This is a genomic window from Caballeronia sp. LZ001, assembly GCF_031450875.1.
Lineage (GTDB): Bacteria > Pseudomonadota > Gammaproteobacteria > Burkholderiales > Burkholderiaceae > Caballeronia.
In genome coordinates this window covers 97,010-118,778 of sequence record NZ_JARTVX010000005.1, presented here as the reverse complement: position 1 = coordinate 118,778, position 21,769 = coordinate 97,010, and the positions used below count along the sequence as shown (strand labels likewise).

16 protein-coding genes are annotated in these 21,769 nt (G+C 63.5%); 1 reads left to right on the top strand and 15 read right to left on the bottom strand.

The genetic code is table 11. The annotated features are described in order from the left end of the window. Positions 1 to 53: 53 nt before the first annotated feature. On the bottom strand, positions 54 to 2,363 hold the full coding sequence (locus P9292_RS37060; RefSeq protein WP_309964496.1) for a type VI secretion system tip protein VgrG: 2,310 nt from the start codon (positions 2,361 to 2,363) through the stop codon (positions 54 to 56). A gap of 575 nt (positions 2,364 to 2,938) precedes the next feature. Here P9292_RS37060 and P9292_RS37055 point away from each other — a divergent pair. Further along, positions 2,939 to 4,930, top strand: coding sequence for a hypothetical protein (locus tag P9292_RS37055; protein ID WP_409015558.1), 1,992 nt, complete (start codon positions 2,939 to 2,941; stop codon positions 4,928 to 4,930). A 50-nt stretch (positions 4,931 to 4,980) separates the two neighbouring features. On the opposite strand, the gene P9292_RS37050 is transcribed toward P9292_RS37055, so the two are convergent. The 14 genes from P9292_RS37050 to P9292_RS36985 all read right to left on the bottom strand — a co-directional run bounded on the left by P9292_RS37050 (position 4,981) and on the right by P9292_RS36985 (position 21,715). After that, the gene (locus tag P9292_RS37050; RefSeq protein WP_309846353.1) at positions 4,981 to 6,093 is read right to left on the bottom strand and encodes a serine hydrolase; all 1,113 of its coding nucleotides are present in this window, start codon (positions 6,091 to 6,093) and stop codon (positions 4,981 to 4,983) included. A gap of 41 nt (positions 6,094 to 6,134) precedes the next feature. Continuing rightward, on the bottom strand, positions 6,135 to 6,527 hold the full coding sequence (locus tag P9292_RS37045) for a DUF4150 domain-containing protein (RefSeq protein WP_250511750.1): 393 nt from the start codon (positions 6,525 to 6,527) through the stop codon (positions 6,135 to 6,137). Between the two features lie 56 nt (positions 6,528 to 6,583). Continuing rightward, positions 6,584 to 7,285, bottom strand: coding sequence for a DUF3540 domain-containing protein (locus tag P9292_RS37040; protein WP_250469931.1), 702 nt, complete (start codon positions 7,283 to 7,285; stop codon positions 6,584 to 6,586). 23 nt (positions 7,286 to 7,308) lie between these two features. Continuing rightward, entirely contained in the window at positions 7,309 to 8,349 is a 1,041-nt protein-coding gene (locus P9292_RS37035) for a pentapeptide repeat-containing protein (RefSeq protein ID WP_250469932.1), read from the bottom strand. Next, a complete protein-coding gene (locus tag P9292_RS37030) occupies positions 8,346 to 11,063 on the bottom strand; it encodes a DUF2169 domain-containing protein (protein ID WP_309964490.1) in 2,718 nt (905 codons plus the stop codon). Before P9292_RS37030 ends, P9292_RS37035 begins: the two co-directional genes overlap by 4 nt. Then, the gene (locus P9292_RS37025) at positions 11,060 to 12,118 is read right to left on the bottom strand and encodes a hypothetical protein (protein WP_309964488.1); all 1,059 of its coding nucleotides are present in this window, start codon (positions 12,116 to 12,118) and stop codon (positions 11,060 to 11,062) included. The genes P9292_RS37030 and P9292_RS37025 overlap by 4 nt, the downstream gene beginning before the upstream one ends. Positions 12,119 to 12,196: 78 nt before the next feature. Next, a complete protein-coding gene (locus P9292_RS37020; protein ID WP_250511754.1) occupies positions 12,197 to 13,774 on the bottom strand; it encodes a type VI secretion system Vgr family protein in 1,578 nt (525 codons plus the stop codon). 64 nt (positions 13,775 to 13,838) lie between these two features. Then, positions 13,839 to 14,327 carry an Hcp family type VI secretion system effector gene (locus tag P9292_RS37015; protein WP_244831870.1) on the bottom strand — a complete coding sequence of 163 codons (489 nt, stop codon included), beginning with the start codon at positions 14,325 to 14,327 and terminating at the stop codon, positions 13,839 to 13,841. A gap of 159 nt (positions 14,328 to 14,486) precedes the next feature. After that, entirely contained in the window at positions 14,487 to 15,266 is a 780-nt protein-coding gene (locus tag P9292_RS37010; RefSeq protein ID WP_250470199.1) for a toll/interleukin-1 receptor domain-containing protein, read from the bottom strand. Then, positions 15,263 to 17,947 (bottom strand): type VI secretion system ATPase TssH, encoded by a 2,685-nt coding sequence (tssH, locus tag P9292_RS37005; RefSeq protein ID WP_309964486.1) that lies wholly within the window; start codon positions 17,945 to 17,947, stop codon positions 15,263 to 15,265. Before tssH ends, P9292_RS37010 begins: the two co-directional genes overlap by 4 nt. Before the next feature lie 37 nt (positions 17,948 to 17,984). Further along, entirely contained in the window at positions 17,985 to 19,010 is a 1,026-nt protein-coding gene (gene tssG / locus P9292_RS37000; protein WP_309964484.1) for a type VI secretion system baseplate subunit TssG, read from the bottom strand. Continuing rightward, complete coding sequence (gene tssF, locus P9292_RS36995; RefSeq protein WP_244831866.1) at positions 18,974 to 20,719, bottom strand: type VI secretion system baseplate subunit TssF; 1,746 nt, start codon at positions 20,717 to 20,719, stop codon at positions 18,974 to 18,976. Before tssF ends, tssG begins: the two co-directional genes overlap by 37 nt. A 30-nt stretch (positions 20,720 to 20,749) precedes the next feature. Further along, entirely contained in the window at positions 20,750 to 21,163 is a 414-nt protein-coding gene (gene tssE, locus P9292_RS36990; protein ID WP_244831865.1) for a type VI secretion system baseplate subunit TssE, read from the bottom strand. Positions 21,164 to 21,226: 63 nt separating this feature from the next. Continuing rightward, entirely contained in the window at positions 21,227 to 21,715 is a 489-nt protein-coding gene (locus tag P9292_RS36985) for an Hcp family type VI secretion system effector (RefSeq protein WP_244831864.1), read from the bottom strand. Positions 21,716 to 21,769 lie beyond the last annotated feature (54 nt).

Below are 21,769 nucleotides of genomic sequence, written 5' to 3'. Positions count from 1 at the left end.
TCACCCTGAACATTCTCAAATTGTACGCCCAAGTATTGCAAGAATTCGGGTCTTTAGGCGTGCCATAACTGCATGCCGACCGGCTCCTGCTTGGGCATCAACGGCAACGCGTTCTGTTTGGTTGCCGACTTGCCGATACGCATCGGCCCCTTCAGCAGGATGTCGTGGGGGCTGCCTATCTCCACGCCCGTATTGGTCAGCTTGACGTATGAGCCACCGCAGTAGAGCGTCAGTGCGGTCTTGGCGGTGAGCGTGATGGCGTCCTCGGTGCTTGCGATCGTCACGCCCTTGAGCGCGGCGAGATTGAGTGCATCGCCTTGCGCCTGCACGTCCACCTTGCCTTCCGCGGCGGTGACTTTGACGCCCTGCGTGTTCGCGAAGAGCGACACCGCATTGCCCGCCGCGACCGTGTAATTGCCGCCGATCGCCGCGTCGGCATTGCCGCCCGTGGTGGTGAATAGATGCCCGGCCGCCGAGAACTGCATGTGCTCGCCGCTCGTGAGCGCCACACCATGCGGAGCCGACGCCAGCAGGACCGCCTGCTGCAAGTCCTTGAGTTGCGTTTCAAGAAGCGTCTTCTGTGCCTCGCAGTCGGCGACCACGGCTTGTGCCTTCTTGACCGCTTCGGAAAGACTTTGCATGCGCGCTTGTGCTGACTGCAATTGCGCGAGCGCGGCCGACATATCGAGCGCCTGAGCGCCTGCACGCGGCTGTTTGTCAGCGCTCAGGAACAGACCCTTGCCGCCGCGCAACGAACCCCAATCGTCCGAGCGCAGTTCGAATCCCTCGCCGCGCTTCTTTCTCTCGGAATCGACCAGATAGCCCATGTTCAACTGGGTCTTGCCGCCGTACTCGGTGGAGAGCTTGATGCCTTCCTTGCCGCGTTCGTCTTCCAGCCTGAGCTTGTTATTGCTGCTTGTGCGCATGACGTTGCGCGTGTCCCAGCCGTCGCGCCCGATCACGAGGTCGGTTGCCTGACTGTGATGATGGACATGGGCGATGTAGGGGAACCGGGGGTCGCCTCCGATAAACGCGACACCGGCCTCCGTCTCGCGCAACAGCGGAAAGTGAAAGCCCGTCTGGTTCGCCCCGGCGAACGGCTTGGCCAAGCGTAGCGGTACGCTTTCGCCACCTTGCGGCCAGTCATCGAAGTCGAAGTCAAAGCGCACCGTGTAATGGCCTTGCGCATTGGGCTGGGCGTACTCTGTTTCACTGCGCGTGGTAATGCGCGCCGAGAGCGTGCCCGCGATCTTGGGCCAGTTCGCTTCGTCAAGCGGTAGACGATAAGGCCGGTCGCACGGAATCGCCTTGAACGAGTTGAAGTACTCCCGCTCGCGGCTTGCTTCGTGAATGACCTCGGTCATCAGCAAGCCATGCGGCGCGTCCGGCAACGTCTCGTCAACCCGCACCACGAGCCCGGCATGCAGGTCGTGGTTGGTGCTTTTGCCGTCGAACCTGATTTGCTGCGAGAGCGCCGCCTCATGGCGCAAACGCGCTTCCCACTGTGCGCTTGCCGCATCGAGGTGGTGAGTGCCGTAGGTATAGGTTTCGCCGTAAGTGGTCTGATCGCCGAGCGCGAGGTTGATATCGGCGGCGAGCCGTTCCCACGCGAGCGCGGGGTTGTAATTCGCGACCCGTACCGATGCCGGTATCTGCTGGCTATGCGCCTCGAGCTGATAGATCGCCTCTTGAGCCGACAGAAGCCCCGAGATCTCACGATAAGGGACAGTGACGTCTGGGCGATAAACGTAGCCATCCACGTCATCGGCAAACTGCACCACCTCGCCAAACTTGCTGGTGCGCGTGTAGCAGAACAGTCCGGCCTGCTGCATGACCAGATGCAAAAATGCCCAGTCGGACATCTGATACTGCATGTGAAACGCGAGCTTGGGGAACGACTTGCGCAGCTTGAGCGAGTATTGGTGCGGCAGAAACTGGTGACGCTCGAGTATTGCAATGACGATCTCGGGCGCGGACATGTCTTGATAGATGCGCGTCGCCTGGGTGAGATTCAGACGCGCCAGCGTCGATTCGACAATGAGGCGGTACGCAGTGAAATCGCGAGTCTTGCGGGTCCGCGTAAAGCGCGTCACGCAGCCGTCGAAGATGCGCGGCTCGCCGCTATCGGCGGGCGGCTCGATCGTGAACTTGGCGCGCTTGCCGAGATAGTCCGCGCGCGCGAGTTCGGTCTTGGCGGTGAGTTCGAGCGTAATGCGGTAGGGCTCGCCGAGCCGCTCGACGGCATGGACTGAGAAAATGGATAAGTTATCCGTCTCGGGCGCGCCGCCGACTTTGAGAAAGTACGATTGACGCCCGGTGATCCAGCGCGCGAGTGCGCCGGTGGGCTTGGCTTGTGCTTCCATTCAAGTCTTCCGTGCGACGCAGGACGATGACTGGCCGTAACGCCTGACGATCTCCTACGCCATGAGGGTTGAAGAGACGAACAGGCTACGACACGCGCAGTTGTTCTGAAAGCACGACAACAGAATGTGACAATCGATTAGATGAGCCGATCATTAGGAATTTAGAAGCGTCGATTGCTCACACACAACTGATGCGAGTACGTATCTTCTTGGGGCTTCGTGAATGCGTCGTCGCCAGCAGCTTCTGCAAGAGACACCGTTCAAACCCCTTCGCCCAGGCGTTCGCCCATTGACGAACGCCCTTTGCACCGCTTTCACTTAACCGCTTCAATCTTCGGAAATGGACGTGGTTTGTAAGGCTTATCGGCGATTTGCCGTTGACGGCCTTCACCTACGCTAGTGACATGCCGTAAAGGCATCAGTCACGCGCCAGTCTTCGTGGTGCCCAGTTCCCTTTCTGCAAGGTTATCGTGAAGCCCGTTCTTCTTACTGTCGCGGCAAGCGCCGCGCTCTCGCTCGCTCTCGCCGCATGCGGCGGCGGCAGCTCGTCGCCGTCCACTTCAGGTGGCGTGTACATGGGTCCCGTTGCGAACGCAGCGGTGGCGGTGTATCAACTCGCCGCCGACGGCACCGTCTCCGACAAGCCGCTCGCCACTGCCACAACCAACAACGACGGCACCTTCGCGCTCAAGGGCAGCCTGCACTATCCGCTCTTCGTGCGCGTAACGGGCGGCAGCTACCAGGAAGAAGCGACCGGCACCGATACGAGCCTTTCCACTGAAATCGACGCCGTGTATCTCAACGCGCCTTCGCAGATGGTCGTCTCGGCGTATTCGAACGCAATCGTCGCCGATGCACGCGCGGCCGGCGGCCTCAGCGCCGACAACATCAACGCCGCAGTCGCGCGCGTGAACGCGTTCGCGGGTGACATCGACGTCCAGCAGACCACGCCGACGCTCGTCACCGCAGGCACGACCGGAACGGTCACGGATGGCGCCAAGATGAGTCTCGCGCTCGGCGCCGAATCGCAAAGCCGCACGACGGATGGCTCTTCCATCGATACCAGCACTCAGAACATCGTCGCACAGGCAGCCAATGGCGATACGCTCGCGTCCTGTCACGCAGGCTCGGGCGATATCGCCGATGACGGCACCGTCGCCGCGCCCTCGGGCGGCAACTGCACGATCACGCAAGGCGCCGCGACCTATGCGGGCAGCGCGGGCAACCGCTCGGGCATTACGTCGATGGCGCAGTTCGCGCCGGTCGTGCCCGGCGCGGCGCAAACGGCTATTGGCAGCGCGGCCACTTGCGGCGACCGCATCGCCTTGCTCAGGGACAACGCCGCGATCTTCGCGGGCCGTCAGAACGACGTTCAGGCAAAGCTCACCGGCGGTCTTACCAAGACCAATTGGGCGACCTATCTGACCGCCAGCAGCTGGGGGCCGCTCGCCGCTCAGTACGGCGCGATCAAGGCGCCTGCAGGATGCACCGATACCGACACGTTTTATCGCGAACTCGTGATGGCGGTGGAAAACTTCTGGGTCGATCAGGACATCAACTATTGCCATCATCATGTGCCGGGCTGGCTGCCGCCGGACGATTCGGGCGGAACCGATCCGAAGTACCGCAATTCGTCGGCGGGCAGCACGTCGGGTGCGGCCGCGAGCGCGAGCGGCGCCAAGACGCCAAAGTACGGCATGACCTGCACCGGTCAACGCAGCGCGACCGGTTCGCAGCAGATCCAGGCGAGCGGTGTCACCGCGACGAACACGCCGGCTTACACGCCTGCCGATGTCATGTGGCATGGCGTGGATTGCTCGGACTTCACGTCTTGGGTCTACAACTTCGCGGGGCTCACGGGCAGTACGGAAGTCGAAACCGGCGTGACCACGCAGGCGTGCATGACGCCCGCGGGCGCAACCAGCACGCCTGATTGGGCGGGACCGAAGCAAGCGGGCGTTCTGCTCGATATCAACAGCGGCAACTTCGACACCACGTCGCAGTATCTGCTGCCGGGCGACTTGCTCTATATCACCGCGTCGCCGATCGTCAAAGGCAAGATGGTTCCCTTTACGCCGACGAGCACCATTGGCCTCACGCACGTCGTGACCTGGACCGGCAAGAAGTGGTCCGATTTGCGCAATGGACCGGATGCCTGGCGCTACGATCCGGCGCATATCGGCGAGCCGGGATCGCGTCTTGGCGGCGATCTCGCGTCCATCCTCCAGAACGACAACGTGCTGGAGGCGCTCGACAAACTCGATCCGTGGATGATCATCGACAGCCACTATGCGGGGCCTTCGTATCGCCCGTTCATTGGCTGGTATCGGTCGAGCGTGTCGGATGTCCGGCGGATCATCGGTCAGGACGCGGCGCGCGCGAATCCCGATCTCAAGAATCTGATCATCGAACAGCAGCCGACTAAGGCCACGCTGGCCTCGAAGACTCAGTTGGGACAGATCGTGCTCGCCTCGAAGCAAGGGCTCGCGAACGGCTACATCATGCACTACACCCAGGTGCCGAAAAACGGCTTGCCGACGTGCGAGCGCGTGGGTATTCCGAAGTAAAAGCGCCGAAAAGAAACGCGTGATGCGATGCGCCACTCCGGCGCTTCGCATCAAGGCAGATGCCGCCCGATGGCAATGGCCACTGGCGCGGGCGGCGTCTCGCCCTGATTGACCGCGATAAAAATCGCCGCATCCTTGTGCGGATTCACGAGAATCACCGAGCTGAATCCCGCCGTTCCACCGTTCTTCAGAATTTCCGGATGCAAGCCGGGCGAGCCGTTGCCGTTGTTCGTGACCCACGCCATGCCTTGCTGCGCGATGCCGTTTGGCAACGTGTAGCGCGGCGCTTGAGCCGCGTGCATCGCCGAGATCAGTTCGGCGGGCACCGGACGTCCGTCTATTTCACCGTGTCCGAGATTGGCCTCGCCGAAGCGCAACATGTCGGCGGCGGTGGAGCGCATGGCACCTGCCGCGTACCACGCGTAGAGCGGCCATTGCGGCGCGCGCTGCCCGTCTCGAAGATGCCCTTCGGCCGTGCGCCCTGGCACGTCGACTGGTCCCGAGAACGAACTCGTCATGCCAAGCGGTTGCAGGATATCCGTCGATAGCTGATCGGCCCACGCGCGCCCCGTTGCCTGCACGAGCGTCACGCCGAGCACGCCGACGCCTGCGTTCGAATACATGTAGGGACGTGGCAGGGGACCGTCCGGCGACCACGACGATACCCAGCGAAAGAAGTCCGCCGACGTGTAGTGGTCGATACCGCGATAACGCAGATTGCGCGGTGCGTCGGGCGGATTGTCGGGCATGCCGGAAGTGAAGTCGGCGAGCTGCATCGGCGTGACGTTCTGCGCGGCGCTTTGCAGCGTGACGCCGTTGGGCATGTAGCGCTGTATCGACGAATCCGGCGCGATCTGATGCCGGCCGATGGCGAGCGCGAAGAGCGTGGTCGTGAAGACTTTCGTGCACGAGCCGATCTCGACGATGCTATCGGCCGTGAAGGGCGCGCCGTTGTCGTTGGCCGAGCCGTATGCGTAGTAGTAACGCTTGCCGTGCAGCGACACGCCGACGATCGCCCCCGCCGCCTGATGCGACGAGAGCAGCGGCTGCAGGTAGGTATCGACGACTTGCCGGATGGCGGCGCTGTCGTCGGCGGGTTGCTGGGCCGCGGCGGGAAGCGTGGCGCAGGCGGTGAGGAGAAGGGCGAGGGCGGTGTGGCGCATGGTCGTTGTTGTGGCTGCTTGAGGCGGTTTGGCTCGTGGGGTCAGCTCATGATCATCACGGTAGGCTGGCTCGGCACCAGTACGACGCCGATGGCGTTACTTTGATTTTGCGTCGTCGGCGAAGTAAGCCGAACGGCGGGATTGCCGGCCACCATTACCTTCATGCTGCCCTCGGTGAAGCGCGCCGGGCCCATGATCGTGCCCGAGGCCACGCCGCCTGCCACGCCGGCCTGATCGCCATTGGTCAACGGAATCTCTGAGCCGAGATTGAGTGCGGGCGCTCCGCAGATCAGCACGGTCTCGGCCGTCGGCGTGCCCATCATGGGCATGGCGATATTCGGAAACGGCGTCGGTACCGGTCCAGCGGGCGTCGGCACTTGGCAGACATCGGGTTCGGCGATCATCTCGCCAGCAGCTATGGTCACTGCAAACACGGCATACCTCCGTTTGTGCGATTGTCTCGTCGCGTCTTGTCGACTGGGGCCGGGCCTCAGCCCAGTTCTATCTTCGAGCCGTCGATGCGCGTCATCTCGTCGGAGACGAGGGTCGTGTGGCGAGTGTGCAAGTGCGCGTCGCCGCTTACGCGCCAGCGAGCCGTGCCCGCACGCAATTCGTCGTTACCCTCAATCCATCGCGAACTGTCGTTTGCACGGAAGATGGCACGTCCGACGGTCGAGAGAAAATGGCGCGCGACTAGCGTAAGACGTTCGATACCCGCGTCGAGCGACGCTATGCGCGCGCTGGCCTGGTGGCTCGTGACCGCTGTCGAAACCGCGTCGAGCGAGAACGCGCGCGTGCTGGCATCGACGGCCTCCTCGCCGTTCAGCGCGATACGCGTGGCACAAAGCCGCAAGTCGCCGTCGGCGGATTCGATCCTTGCGCCGCCCGGCAGCATCATGGTGCCGGCGTCGGGTTGGGCACGGGTCAGCACCGCGAGGAGATACGGCACCGTGGTCGTTGCTGTCACGCCGTCGGCTGCAGCCTGTGCGGGCAACGCGCCGCAGACCAGGACGAGATCGCCCGCTTGCGGTTCGAGCAGACAGCTTTGAGCCTGCAAGGCACGCTCGGCGTGACTGTCGAGCAAAAACCATGGTCCTGCGCGGCCGGTCACCGTGGCGGCACGCAGGGTCGTGCTGACTGCTGGCGCGCAGCCGGCGGGAACGTCGTTAGGGGTAAGTGGCAGCGTATCCATGTCGTGCTCCAAGACAGTAGAAGTCAAACACCCCAGGTTTCGGCGCGCAGCCGAACCGGATCGGTGGGACGTGTGTGGTTGCGCGACGCGCCCGCCCAATGCGTACGCGAGTCGATCAGCGCATGGAAGTCGGCATTGCCGAAATCCGCGCGTGCGCAATCGGATTCCGTCAGATCGACGTGTGACAGATCGCAGTCCGTGAAGCGTGCCGCCGTCAACGTCGAACGTTGCCAGATGGCGCGCGTGAAGACCGCCTGCGTCCAACTCGCGCCGTCGCAGCGCGACCCGGTCAGCGTCGCGCCGCTGAAATCGGCCACGACGAATTCGGCATCGGTCAGATCGGCACCGGACAAGTCGGCTTGCGCAAAGCGCGCGTATCGGCCGGATGCGCCCGCAAAGCGCGCCGCGTTGAGCTTCGCGCGATCAAAACGCGTCTGCACGAGCTCTGCACCGGTGAAATCGGAGCCGGAAAGGTTCGCATTCGTGAACTGGCACTGATGGAGGTTGCATTGGTCGAAGCGCTGGCCGGCAAGATCGCCGTTCAGAAAGAAAGCTTGTACGAGTTCAGTGCGCAAGAACGTTACCCGCGCGAGCGCGGCGTCGCGGGCCGTAAAGCGCGTGAGATCGGCGTCGGTGAAGTCGGCGCCGTCGAACTTGCAGGCAAGCGCATCGCTGCGATAGACGCGAGCGCCGGCGAAGGTCGCGGCGCTCAAATCGCAGCCGTCGAACATCGCGCGCTCGATCTGCGCGCTCGTAAAGTCGGTGCGTCCGAAGCCGACACGCGTAAAGAACACCCGTGTGGCTTGCGTCTCACGCAGACTCGCACCGGCAACTTGCGTGTTGTGCCATTGGGAACCATCGAGAACGCTGGCATTCAGATTCGCACCCGAAAGATCGCATTGGCGGATGCGCGCCCCATTCAGCTTCGTGCGCGAAAGGTCGGCGCCGCGCAAATCGACGCCCTCCAGAAGACAGCCGCTTAGGTCGCGCCCGGCGAGGTCCGCGCCCGCCAGGCTGGTTCTGGACAGCGCCGCGCCCGGCACGAGTTCGGGAAGCGCGCTCATAAGCGCACCTCACCTTCCACGCGGCCGGGAATCTGCAGCAGCGTGCGATCGACGTTGGCGCCGTCGAGCACGCTGTTGCCGACCGTTGATCCGTAGCATTGCGCACCGTAAAGATTGCTCGAGACGAAGCGCACGCCGTCGAGGCGGGCGCGTCGCAAGTTGGCGTTCATCAGGTTGGCGCGGCTGAAATCGGCACCGCTCAAATCGGCCTTGGACAGACGGATAGACACCGCGCGCGCGTTGACGAAGCGCGCGCCACGGGCTATGACGCCGCTGAAATTCACGTGATCGAGCGCGCTTTGGTCGAAGTTTGCCTGAGATATGTCAATGTCAAGCCATACGGCCGCGTTCAGCCGCGCGCCCACGAAACTCGCGCCGCTGAGGTTTGCGGCGAGGCCCGCGCGCGATTGCGAGAGGTTGGCGTTGTCGAAACGCGCGCCCGCGCCCTGGGTGCCGAACAGACGGAGAACGGAGCAGTCCGCATCGACGAAACTGGCGCCCGCGATTGACGCATGATCGAATACCGCGTTCGCGAGATTTGCCCCGGTGAAGTCGGCGCCCGCAAGGACCGCGCGCGAAAAACTAGCTTTCGCCGCGCCGCATCTGGACGCCTTCACGCCCATCATCTTCGCGTTGCTGAAGATGGCGCGGGCGAGTTGCGCGCCCTCCAGATTCGCCGCCGAAAAGTCCGCGTCCGCGAAGTCACTCGCACTTAGAGACGCGCGTTGCAACTGCGCACCGCCGAAGTTGGCGTTGCGGGCGCTGACGTTGTCGAGCTTCGCGTCGTGCAGTTGCGCCCCGACGAGATCGGCGCCAGCGAGCATCGCGCCCGACAGATCGGTGCCGGAGAGCCGCGCGCCAGTGAGACGGACGTCGTTGAGCACGGCGAGGCGCAAGTCGGCGCGCTCGAGCATCGCGCCTGACAAATCGAGGCCGCTTAGATTCAGGCTGGCGAGCGAATGACCAGCCGCGGCGCGCGCTATCACATCGTCGCGATTCAGCCGTAGCGGTAGAGACGGCTGCGGCGCTCCGAGCACGGCGCTCGCAGGCGGTTGCGTCGCGGGCGCAGCAGCGGTCGGAGATGCGCCAAGGGTCGAAAGCGCGCCCACGATGCTCTCGAAGTCGATGCTCGCCGCTTCGTTCAGTGCGGCGACCGTCTCAGGGTCGGTGACCTGTGCGGCAAGACCGGTGATCGAACTGCCGCGCGCCGCGAGCGCCTGTTGAGTCTGTGCGAACGCTGCGCGCAACTGCCCGGCGAGCGTCGCCGCGTCGGCGGGAGCGCTGGCGCCGTTCGCGCCGAGCACGGGCGCGGTTAGTTTCTCGACATCGGCTGGCGTGAGTTCGTAGCGCTTCATCAGATCAGCGGCGCTGCTTTCTAGCGTTTGCGTCAGCGATTGAAGGTCACGCTGCATGGATGCCGCATCGCCACCCGACTTGATGTCGAACGGCGGCGTGCCCGCTTGCGGTAAGTGTGCTTCGAGCTCGCTTGCTTGCATGCCGTGCTTCGACAACAGATTCTGAGTCGTCGATTCGATCTGCGCGGTGAGCGATTCGAGTTCGGCGAACGCAGCCGGATCGCTCGGTCCCGCTACGGCGGGTGCATCAGGTGCATCGGGTGCTTTCAGGGCAGGCGGGGTGGCGACGGCCGCCGCAGGGGCGGGCGACGCACTTGCGGCGGCTGGCACGGGAGGCGTCAGACTGAGCCGCGCTTGCAGGCGATCTCGATAGTATTTGGCGGGTAACGGCGCGCTTGTCATGCTCTCGAAGTCGACCATCAACTGCGCGATGTCGTCCGCGTCTTCATCGCCGAGCGCTGCAACCGCGCGATATAACACGATGCCCTGTCCGATCTCCGGCAGGATCCAGACGGTTTCCGGGCGCGCGGCGCACTCCTCGAAGCGCATATCGCCAGCAATACGACGGGTCACGAAGCAGCGCGCCCTGAGTGCCGGAAGGCGCGCCGCCAGATGCGGCTGATCGGGATGCATGTAATCGACAACAATGCGCTCGTCGCCTTGCCAGAATCCCGCGATACGCTGGTCGTGCGGCGCCGTGCAAAAGTAATCGGTCCGGGTGTCAGCCGGAAGATGCGGCCATTGCTTTGCGAGCCAGTCGTCATCGAAGGCGCCGAGCAACGCGGTCCGTTGCGGCGACGTGACGGGCAATGCCCAATATCCGGCGGGTTCGCGGACATCGCTGGGCGAGGCGATCAGCGCGTCCGGCGTCTCGACGTTAGGTAACACGCGGTCCGAGTCGCCGGCGAACACCGCGCCGCGCCCGGCGGGATTGGCGGCGTGTTCAGGACCGCCGAACGCGCGCGTGGCATCGAGCGGCATGCGGTGGAAAGGCTCGGGGGCCGAGATCGTTCCGAGCGGGCCGAAGCGGCGATCGCCATAGACAAAGAGCGATTTTCGCGAAGCGCCTACTTGCACGGTCGTTTCGACGAGTGTCGCGGTCGTGCCTGCCGGCGCGTGGGCTGCGCCATAAGCGAGCCATTCGCCGCATGGCTTCGGGAAGCCGGCATCGAGCGGGCCGTCTCCCGTCGCGCCGGCGCCTGCCTTCCACAAGTCCGGTTCGGAGGCGAGACGTGGCGGTCCATCGTGCGGCGCATCGAGAGCGAACATCACGAGCACCCCCATGGAAAGTAGATCGCGCTCGTTGAAACGCAACGTGCGATAGACGAGTCCGGCGGTATCTGGTTTGAGGATTTTCATGATCGTTCGTCGCCTAGCCGAGCTTGATGAATGCGGAATCGGCCTCGATCGCCTCGGGGCTGATTAGCATCATGGCGCCGGGCGCGGACGCGACGAACACTTCCTGAGCCATGTTGAGTGTGCAACCCGACGACTCGACGAGAAAATCTTCGGGTGTCATGTTCAGAGCGCTCGCGCCGACCTGCGCCGTCAACGTAGCGGGCGTAACGAGCACGCTGCTGTCGCCGCCGCGCAGGGTTGCCTGGTCCGGGCCCATCAGCAACGAAGATGCGCCTGCTGGTCCGGTGAAGTCGAGCGACGAAGCGCCGTCGCTGAAATTCAGCGAGCCTGTGTCGATGCCTACGCGCTTGAACCCCGCAGTGGCATTCGTCAATGAGATGGAACTCTGGCCGCGGCGTGATTCGTGTCAGCGTGGTTTCTGCAAGCGACATTCCGAGCGTGCTCTGGGAAGCTGGCAGAAAGTCCGTTCCGAGCGACACGCCGGTCTGTCCCAAGGTCAGGGTCGATGTCTGGCGCAGCGCCTCGCACAGTGTCGAGAGTCGCTTGACGACGACGACCAGGAGCGCGGTGAGCAGCGCATTGCTCACGCCTATGGACGCGGCCTCGGCCGCTTGCTGTTTCACCTTGTCCTTGCTGACGTCGGTGGCGTCGAGCACACCGAGCGCGGTGCCGTACACGAGATTAATCGCGACAGTCACGCCGATCAGCGCCTTGGTCGCCGTCATCGCGGCCTTGAGGATGGCGAGTGCGGACATGCCGAGAGGATGAATGCCGCCCTTGAGGGCTACGGTTCCTTGTGCCTGCGTGGAGGTGGAGTCGCTAAAATCGACCGTTGCACCGTCCTGCATGCCCAGCGTGGTCCCATAAGTCCATGTGACGTTGTTGCCGAGCACTGCAGCCAGATATGTGCCGAGCGTCACCGAATTGTTGGTCGTTGCTGTGAGTGCGGTTTGGCCGGTACAAAACGCGGAGTTGACTTCCCCGACCGCGAGGTTGTTGGTGGTTCCGACCGTCATCGTGTTGACGTCTTCCAGTGTGAACTGAGTGAAGCTCATGACTGTTATCTCCTGAAAGCGCAGATGCGTGGCTGTCGATGCAATGAAAGGAACATGGAAACGCGTGCCTATCGCGCCTTAGTCGCGCGCGCCGATAAAAATATGTGTCGCGCCGTTCGGCGAAAAAAGATGGATCGTCTGGCCACCATCCTTATCGGACATCTCCAGGATGTTTCCACCCTTCGTCACCATTCGATTCATCGCCGGGTTCCCCTGATTCACCACACTCGAATTCACCGAATTCGGCACCGTCCCGACAATCACCGGCTGATCCGGATCGCCGTCGCTGAATGCAAGCAACACCTCCGCGCCCTTCAGCAGCGGAAAATGCATGCCGTGTCCATCGCCGGAATAAGGCGTCGCCATGCGAACGCGCGCCGAGCCTTTCGCCGCCGCTTTGTCCGTGCGGTCGAACGGCAACTGCACCGTGTACTGTCCGTATTCGTCGAGCTCGGCATATTCGCCGCTGCCCTCCGCATCGACGGTCGCGTTCAGCGTGCCCGCGATAGTCGGCCGCGCCGTGTCGCGCGGCGCGCGATACTGAACGTCCGCCTTGATCGCCGAAAACGTGTTGCGGTAGATGATCTCTTCACGCGCCGCGCCGTTTTCGCTAAACGGCGTCTTGATGCCCGCGAGCAGCGCGCCCGCCTGCGATCCTTCATGCGTGATCTCGGTCACGAGATAGCGGCCGTTGAAGTCGTCGCGATAGTGATGCGACATCTGCATGAAATAGCCGCTGCGCAAGCCCACCGCCGTGGCCTGACCATGAAAACGAACGCCGCCGCAAAGAATCCCCTCTGCGCGCAGCTTCGCGTAACGCGTGCCTTCGTCGGCGTCGCGGAAGTTGTCGCCGTAGAACATCGCTTCGCCGAAACCTTGCGCGGATACATCCGCCTGCGCGACGAGCGGCAACGACGCCTTGCGATAGTTGTAGTCCTGCAGCACCACCTTCGCGGGCAGCGGCTTCGTGCGGCACACGAAGCTCTGCACCGAGTCCGGCGCGACGCCCGTATCCAGCTCGTCGGCGGGGCGGTAGTTGACCGGCAGCGCATCGGCGGCGTGCATGGCGCGGTCATCGACGATGGTCAACGTGTCCGCCTCGCCGCTCTGCGCGAAGTAGTAGTACATGCCTTCCTTTTCCATCCAGCGCGACACGAAGTCGAAGTGGCTTTCCTGGAACTGGCACACATAGCTGCGCGGACGATACTCGCCCGTCAGCTTCAGATCGACGGCGTTGCCCGTGAGTTGCGCGTCGCGCAACACGCCGCCCAGAATCTGCGGGATGGTCTGCTCGTTCAAATAGACCTCGCAGGTGCGCGTAAGCGTAAGCCGCCACGCACGCGGCACGAGCACCGCGCGATAAAACGTGTAGCCGCCCGCATGATGCAACTGGTCGAATTCGGCGAGCATGCCGGAATATGGCGTGGTGCGCGAACTGTCATCGGGTGCGCCGATGCTGAAGGTCGCGTTGTTCTGCAACATCTTCGTCAGATCGATGGCGGCGTCGTCGGCGACGAGCGTCACTTCGAATCGAAAGAGTTGCGAGATTGCCTCGCGCCCGTGCATGCGCACCACCGAGAACGTGTCGGCCGCGTAAGCATCGGAGACGAAGCTGAAGCGCTGATTGTTGGCGAGTCGTGCGGAGAGCGAAGTCATGGCGTTTTATCTGCCGTTCAAGCGAGGAGCGCGCCGCGGTCAGGCCGCGGCGCGACGCGTTATATCAAGCCTTGGGAGCAAGCCAAGAATCTTCGGCTTCGATGCCGTCCGGCTCGTACGTCCACGTGATTTTTTCGTAGGTGAACGCGAGGTCTTCCATGTGGCCCATCTGACGGTTGTTCGGGTCCAGGCAATTGGGCGTCCACGACTGCATGTGCGTAAGGATCGCGTTTTCGAGCTTGGCCGTGTAGTACTTTTCTTCCGTGCCCTTGGGCGAAATGCGGTAGAACTCGAGCGTCACCGACTTCAACTGTTCGCCCGACGTCAGCGCCTGATACAGCTTCGGGCTCGACTTGTCGATTTCCTTCGTCACCGTCATTGCGCCATGCACGCGCTTGCCGGTCGGCAGACCAGTTTGCGGGCTCTTCGGAATTTCGATGGTGTGATCCACGGCTTGCACGAGGATCTTGCCTTCGTGGCCTTGAACCTTGGTGGAGCCTTCGATCTTTCCTTGGTTCTGGCCTTCGAGGGTGAGGTAGCAGGGCATCGGCATGATTAATCTCCAGTTAGTTTGGGTTGGCGGCGCGCTGTTTGTTTGCCTGGCCGCTTGCGCCTTCGATCTCGTTCAGCGCATGAGTACAGATTAAGGTCGCCGCGTTGCGGCTTCGTTTCGAGTGGGGCGCGGGTTTGTTACATCCGAAACATGGCGGTGTTATCCGAGCCGAACGATCGTCGCTTCGACGTCGTCGCCTTCGGGATAAGGCATGAGCAGCAGCGTGGCCGGGCAGCCGCGCACGCGCACGAAGTACGAATCGTCCGGGCCGATCGCATTCCTCACCGCCCAGCTCACGTAATCCGTGCCGCCAATCTGCATGCCCAAACCCTCCTGTGCGTATTCGAGCGTGGTCTTTGCCGGCAGCGCGCCGCGTGCACCGACCGCCTGAAAGTCGATCGATACTTCGTCGCTGCGCGGCACGCCGAACGCGAAGCCCGCAAGCGGCCCTTCGAGCGAGCCGATCTCGAACCACTGACCGATGTTCTCGTCGCCCCACAGCGTCAGGCGATAGCCGCCGAGCGCCGCCAACGGCGCCTGCTTCGGCGCACGTGCGAGCGCGGCGACGAGCTTCGCGGGCCACGCGGCGTTCCGATCGGCGAAGGTGAGCGCACCGGCGAACAACGGTGGCGGCACGGTATCGCCCGAAGCGGTGAGGAACAGCACCGGCGGCGCCGCGCCGCGCGATGCCTGCAGGCTCGCGTACAAAAGCGACAAGCCATAGCGCACGGATGGTTTGGCGAGCGTCGCTTCATCGACGAGGACGATCCACGCGTCGGCCGCCTGCATCGCGTCGAGCACGACACGCGCGACGGCCTTGTCCGGTTCGTCGAGCCATACGTGGCCTTGCGCCGCGATCCCGTAGCGCTTGAGCGTCGCCGCCACTTGCGCGATGCGCGCTTCGTCTTTGGCGAGCGCCGTGACCCATACCTGCTTCATTGCGCTTCTTCCTCGATGACAGCGGCTTTCGCCTCGGCAGGCTCGAAACCGAACGACACGACGAACACGCCTTCGTCGTTCACATCGAGCTCGGCGTGCGTCGGCTGCTCGGCTTCGCTCATGCGGATAAGGATCTCGTGCGAGAGCATCGGCATGACGGTGCCGCGCAGAATGAAGTCGATGTTGCGCGCGCCCGTTTCCACTTCCGTGCAGCGCGCGGCGATGGTGTCCACGACCTTGTCCGTGTACGCGAGACGAATCTTGTTGGCGCCCAGAAGACGCTTCACGATCTTGTCGAGCTTCAGGCGCACGATGCCCGCGAGCGCATCCGTCGGCAGCGTGTAGTACGGAATCACGGTCATGCGCGCGAGCAGCGCGGGCTTGAAGTGCGCGGAGAGGATCGGCCGCACGGCGGCGAGAATGGTCTCGTCGTCGGGACGCTCGCCGTTCGCCGTGAGTTCGGTGATGACATCGGTGGCGAGGTTCGAAGTCAGGAACACGACCGTGTTGGAGAAGTCGATTTCCTTGCCTTCGCCGTCCGAGAGCATGCCCTTGTCGAACACCTGGTAAAACAGGTTCATCACGTCGAGATGCGCCTTCTCGGTTTCGTCGAGCAACACGACCGAGTAAGGACGCTGACGCACGGCTTCGGTCAGAAGACCGCCTTCGCCATAGCCGACATAACCCGGCGGCGAGCCGATCAGACGGCTCACGTTATGGCGCTCCTGGAACTCGCTCATGTTGACGGTGACGGTGGACTTCTCGTCGCCGAAGAGAATGTCGGCGACAGTCAGCGCCGTTTCCGTCTTGCCGACGCCCGACGGTCCCGCGAGCAGGAACACGCCCATCGGTTGCTCGGGGTCCTTCAACCCCGCCGCCGACGACTTCAGCACTTCGGCGATCTGATGCATCGCGTGATCCTGACCGCGCACGCGTCTGGCGAGCGTCGTTTCCATGTTCAGGATGGTCTGCGCCTGATCGCGCTGCACCTTGCCGAGCGGAATGCCGGTCCAGTCGCTGACGACCTTCGCGACCACGTCGGGATCGACGTCCACGCGCACCATCGGCTGATCGCCCTGGGCCTCGCGCAAATCGGCTTCGGCGCGCTTGGCGGCGTCGCGCAGGGCGTCGATCTGCGCTTCGGGTTGCGCGGCGGCGCGTGCGGCGGCCACGGCTCCCCGTGCCGCGACGAGCGCCTCGCCCGCTTCCTTCTGCGCGAGCCAGCGCACGCGCAAATCCGCCGCGCGGGCTTCGAGCGAAGGCAGGGCATCGGCGATGGCGGCGAGGCGTTCGTCGTCCACCGGCTGCATGTTGTCGCGATCGCGTTCGAGTCCGCGCCGTTCGCGCTCCAACGCCTGAATGCGGCGCTCGGTGTCTTCGAACACATCGGGTTTCGCGCTTTGCAGCACCTTGACGCGGGCGCACGCGGTATCGAGCAGATCGACGGCCTTGTCCGGCAACTGGCGCCCGGTGATATAGCGGCTCGACAATTCGGCGGCGGCCACGATGGCGTCGTCGCGCATCACGACCTTGTGCACGTCTTCGTAACGTTCCTTCAGGCCGCGCAGGATCAGCACCGCGGTCGGCAAGTCGGGTTCGTCGAGCTTCACGAGCTGGAAGCGCCGCGCGAGCGCCGCGTCTTTTTCGAAGTACTTCTTGTACTCAGCCCAGGTGGTCGCCGCGATGGTGCGCAACTCGCCGCGCGCGAGCGCCGGCTTGAAGAGGTTCGCGGCGTCCGACGTGCCCGCCTGACCGCCCGCGCCGATCAGCGTATGCGCCTCGTCGATGAACAGGATCACCGGCTTCACCGATGCCTTGATCTCGTTGATGATGCCCTTCAGCCGGTTTTCGAATTCGCCCTTGACGCTCGCGCCCGCCTGCAACATGCCCATGTCCAGACCGAGGATGATCACGTCGCGCAACGACTCGGGCACGTCGCCATCGACGATACGCAGCGCCAGTCCTTCGACCACCGCCGTCTTGCCGACGCCCGGATCGCCCACGCAGATCGGGTTGTTCTTGCGCCGCCGCGCGAGGATATCGACCATTTGGCGGATTTCGGCGTCGCGTCCGAAAACAGGATCGATCTTGCCCTCGCGCGCCTTCTCGGTGAAGTTCTCGCAGTACTTGGCGATTGCGCTGCCGTCCGAACCGGCCGCCGCGCTCGCGCCGCCTTCCGATGCCGACGAAGTGCCCACCGCCGTCTGCTCTATCGACGCCGCCGACGCCGCGCCGAATCGCGCGAGCAAGCTCTCGCGGTTGATCGGCCGCAGCATGTCGGCATAGCCGCCGGTTGCATAGAAAGTGGCGCGTGCGAGGAACGCGAGCAGGATCGCGCCGGAACGCACGCGCGTTTCGAGCAAGTCCACCGAGGCGATCAGCCACGCATCCTGAAGCAGTTCGAGCAGCACCGGCGAGAACACCGGCCGGCCCGTATTGCCGCCGCGCAAATCTTCTATCGACTGATCGAGCGCGCGGCGAAAGAGCGCGGCATCGATGTTCTGTTCGCGCAGCAAAAGCGGGATATCGCTTTGCGGATCGTCGAGCAGCTTGACGAGCATGTGCTCGACGGAAATCTCGTATTGGCCGCGCGAGATGCACAGACCGGCGCTGTTTTCGAGCGCTTGCCGGCAGTAGCCGTTGAGCCGGCTCACCAGCGGTTTCAGATCGACCAGCAACATGGCTTGCGCTCCTCTCGTGTCTCTTGATATCGGTGGTTCAGATCGCGAAGCTGACCGGACGCGGCACGGCATTCGCGCGCGGCGCGAGCCACGTGTCGCGGCCCAGCGCGTTCCATTGCATGCCGCCCGTGCGGGCGTTCTCGGCGAGACCCGCGCGCAGTTCGAGAAGCACGGTCACGTCGAACGGTTCGGTCAGGTAATAGCGCGTGAAAAAACGCAGACGCTCGTACTCGCGCCGGCCTGGCTGCAACGCTTCGAACAGAGCCAGCGGCAGGCCGCGCAACTCGATTCGCACATGATTGGTGGCATCGCGGCTCTCTTGTCCGAGATAGCATTCGACGCCGAGCGCATGACGGCCATCGCCGAGCGTGAGACGCTGATCGTCGGGAATCGGCAGCCAGCTTTCCACGCAATTGACGATATGCACATCGGCGGGCGCGAAGGCATCGGCGAGCAGCGTTTTCAGGCCAAGCGCCGAATGCGGGCGCTGCGAGAAGAGGCCCGCGTAGCGCAGCATGTCGGAGACGCCGGGCGTGTCGTCGCGGCGCATGGAGCGCTCGTGCAGGCCGACGAACGCATACAGGCGTTCGAGCATCGCCGTGTCGCCTTCCTCGACCACGCGCACGTGCGGCCGGTACTTGACCCAGCTTTCGAACAACAGCGGATACAGCGTGTAATGCAGGATGTCGAGAAACTCGCGCATCCCGCTGCGGCCTTCGCGTTCTTCCTCGATCAGGTCTTCGGTATAGAAGCTCGGCAGCGGCGAGGACACACCGTATAGCCCGAAGAAGTTCGCGGTAATTCGCGGCGTCGGCGCGGGCTCGGGCGCGTCGTCGTCGAGATCGGCATGACGGCGCGGCAGATCGCGCTCGATCTGGTCGATATCGCTTTCGGGAAAGCCGAGCGCAAGACGCGGACGCACGCGCAGGCGTTCCGGATCGTCGCCCGCAAGACGCGCGCGGCGGCGCAGCAGGCGCACCGCCTGAAAATACGCAAAGCGTTCGCCTTGCTCAAATAGCGCGTCGTCTAGAGCAGAGCTTGTTGACCGAGCCGCGGCGTCCATCTGAATACCTCTCCGGAGAAAATGTCTTCCAGCTCGAATCGCGTATACGTGTTCATGCTTGCGTAGGCGCCGAGAAAACGGTCGAGCACGCTGCCGAACACGTAGAGATCGCCCGCGCCCGCGAAGTGATCCATCTCGCACCGCACGCGGATCAGCTGACCGCGCAGCATGTTGCGCCCGAAGAGCCGCACTTCGGGCGTGACGCTCATCTCCTTCAGGCCCGCGATGCGTCTGCGGTTCGCCGCCTCGTGGCCTTGCTCCTGACGCTCAGAGAACACGTAGAGCGAGAGGAGGGCGCGCAGGTTGGCGGCATCCGCGAGCGAGAGGAAGTTGAGCGCGGCGTGACCGAGCAGCCGCCAACGCAACGCCTCGCCGACGGGCGGATTGACCACCGGTGTCATCGGCCGGATATTGCGGAACTTGAGGCGCTCGGGCGAACTGCTGGTTGGCTCGCTGAGATCGCCGTAACGCAGGCTCTCGGGCAGATAGCGGTTGGTGCAGGTCAGCTCGATGGAAAGCGTTTCGGTCTGCGGCGTGGCCTCGGGCGGATACGCCACCGAGAGATACAGCTCAGTCTCGTTGCCGACGGCGGCGGGGCGCAACGACGTGTGATAGACGAGATCGCCCGGCGCGCGCTGGTCTTCGCTCGCCGTCGCGGCGGATGCCGCGTGCCCGAGCACGCCGAATGGCCGGTACACGCGCTGCTGCGCCACGCCTTGCCGATACGACGTGACCTTGTCGACCGAATGAATCTGGTAATGCTGACGGTTCGCGCCTTCCGGGCTCACGCGATAGTCCATTTGCCGATGATCCAGCGTGATCGGATTGGCGTGATGCTCGAACAGATTGATGACGGGCGTCACGTTGAGCATGAAGGCGTCGGCGCTCAATTCGGTGAGCCATACAGGCAAACGTTTGAGGCACAGCGTGACCGAGAACGTCGTGCCGGTGGCGCCGCGCAGCTTGTCGATCCCGTTCAGGTCGAGGAACAGGAATTTCTCCGGCTGCACGAAGAACTCTTGCAGACTGCGATACCCTGGAAACGCGTGGCTCGGATACGGCACGAGCTCGCTGTCGAAGCCCGACGGGACGAGCGAACGCGCGCCCAGTTCCGTCGATACCCCGCTAGCCGTCAGCCGCACCGACGTCACTTCGGTCATGAGCAGCATCAGGAGTTTGGACGCATCGCTGTAGCCGCCCGCCAGAAAGAGCCGCAGCGACTTCGTCTGCCAGCGCGCGAGATCGAGCCCGCGCAAGCTGAAGTCGAGATCGATGGAAGGCGTGCGTCCTTCGCCCGCTGAAAGCCGCGCGGCGAGCGTGAGCGGATGCACGTCCACGGCCTGGGTCGTGCGGAAACGGCAGGGCGTGCCGTCCACCGGCGCCGATGCCAGCTCCACGCCCGCCGCCACGCTCGCGGTTTCCGTGAGCGCGCCGCGCGGCTCGAACAGCACCATCGTCGTCGCGGGAACCGGACGCAGATAGTGCGGAAACAGCAGCGTGGAGAGTTCCTGGATGAACTCCGGGAACTCGTCGTCGAGCTTCTGGCGCGCAAGACCCGTGAGGAAGGCCACGCCTTCGAGCAGGCGTTCGACGTCCGGGTCGGTCGAGCGGCCTGCGAGCATCGGCGCGAGCGCCGGATTGGCCTCGGCAAACTCGACGGCAAGCGTCTTCAGCTTGGTGAGTTCGTTTTCGTAATAGCGATTGAGCATCGTCGGGATCGGTCGCGGGCCGTCAAGGCGTCAAAGCACGGTGACGCGGCCATCGGAATTCACGGTGGTGGACAGGCGCAGTGGAATCTCGCGATCGTTCACGGCGAGCGTGCCATCGAGACTGAAGCGGATCGACATTACGTCGCTGCGGTCGCTCAAAAGATGCACTTTCGGGTTGAGCACGCGCGGTTCGTAACGCGACACCATGCGTTGAATCTCTTCCTCGATTTCGCCCGTCGATCCGCCTTCCAGACCGCCCGCGATATTCGTGAAATCGGGCACGCCGAATTGCGGATCGAGCTGCACGCTGCCCTGTCTCGTATTGAGGATGCGCGACAGATGCTCCATCACGGATCTCACGAGCACCTCGGTGCTGGTCTCGTTGGTGCGCACCGCGCCCTGTTCCCAGCCGGATATGCGTTCCAGCAGCCTGCGCTCTCTCATCGACGGTCCCGATCGACGCAGCGGCGCAAGTCCTCCGCCGCGTCATGCGTGATTTGGAATGCGTCAGGCCTTCGGCGCGAGCCACGAGTCTTCGGCTTCGATGCCGTCCGGCTCGTAGGTCCACGTGATCTTTTCGTAGGTGAACGCGAGATCTTCCATGTGACCCATCTGTTTGTTGTTCGGGTCGAGGCAGTTCGGCGTCCAGGACTGCATGTGCGTGAGGATCGCGTTCTCGAGTTTGGCGGTGTAGTACTTCTCTTCCGTGCCCTTTGGCGAAATGCGATAGAACTCCAGCGTCACGGTCTTCATTTGCTCGCCGGAGGTGAGCGCCTGATAGAGCTTCGGGCTGGACTTGTCGATTTCCTTGGTCACCGACATCGCGCCATGCACGCGCTTGCCCGTGGGCAGACCCGTTTGCGGGCTCTTCGGGATCTCGATGGTGTGATCCACGGCTTGCACGAGGATCTTGCCTTCGTGGCCCTGAACCTTCGTGGAACCTTCGATCTTTCCTTGATTCTGACCTTCGAGGGTCAGGTAGCATGGCATCGGCATGGTGGCCTCCAGTTGCCGTTATGGTTTGTCCGCGTGTCGCTTCTTGACTTGATG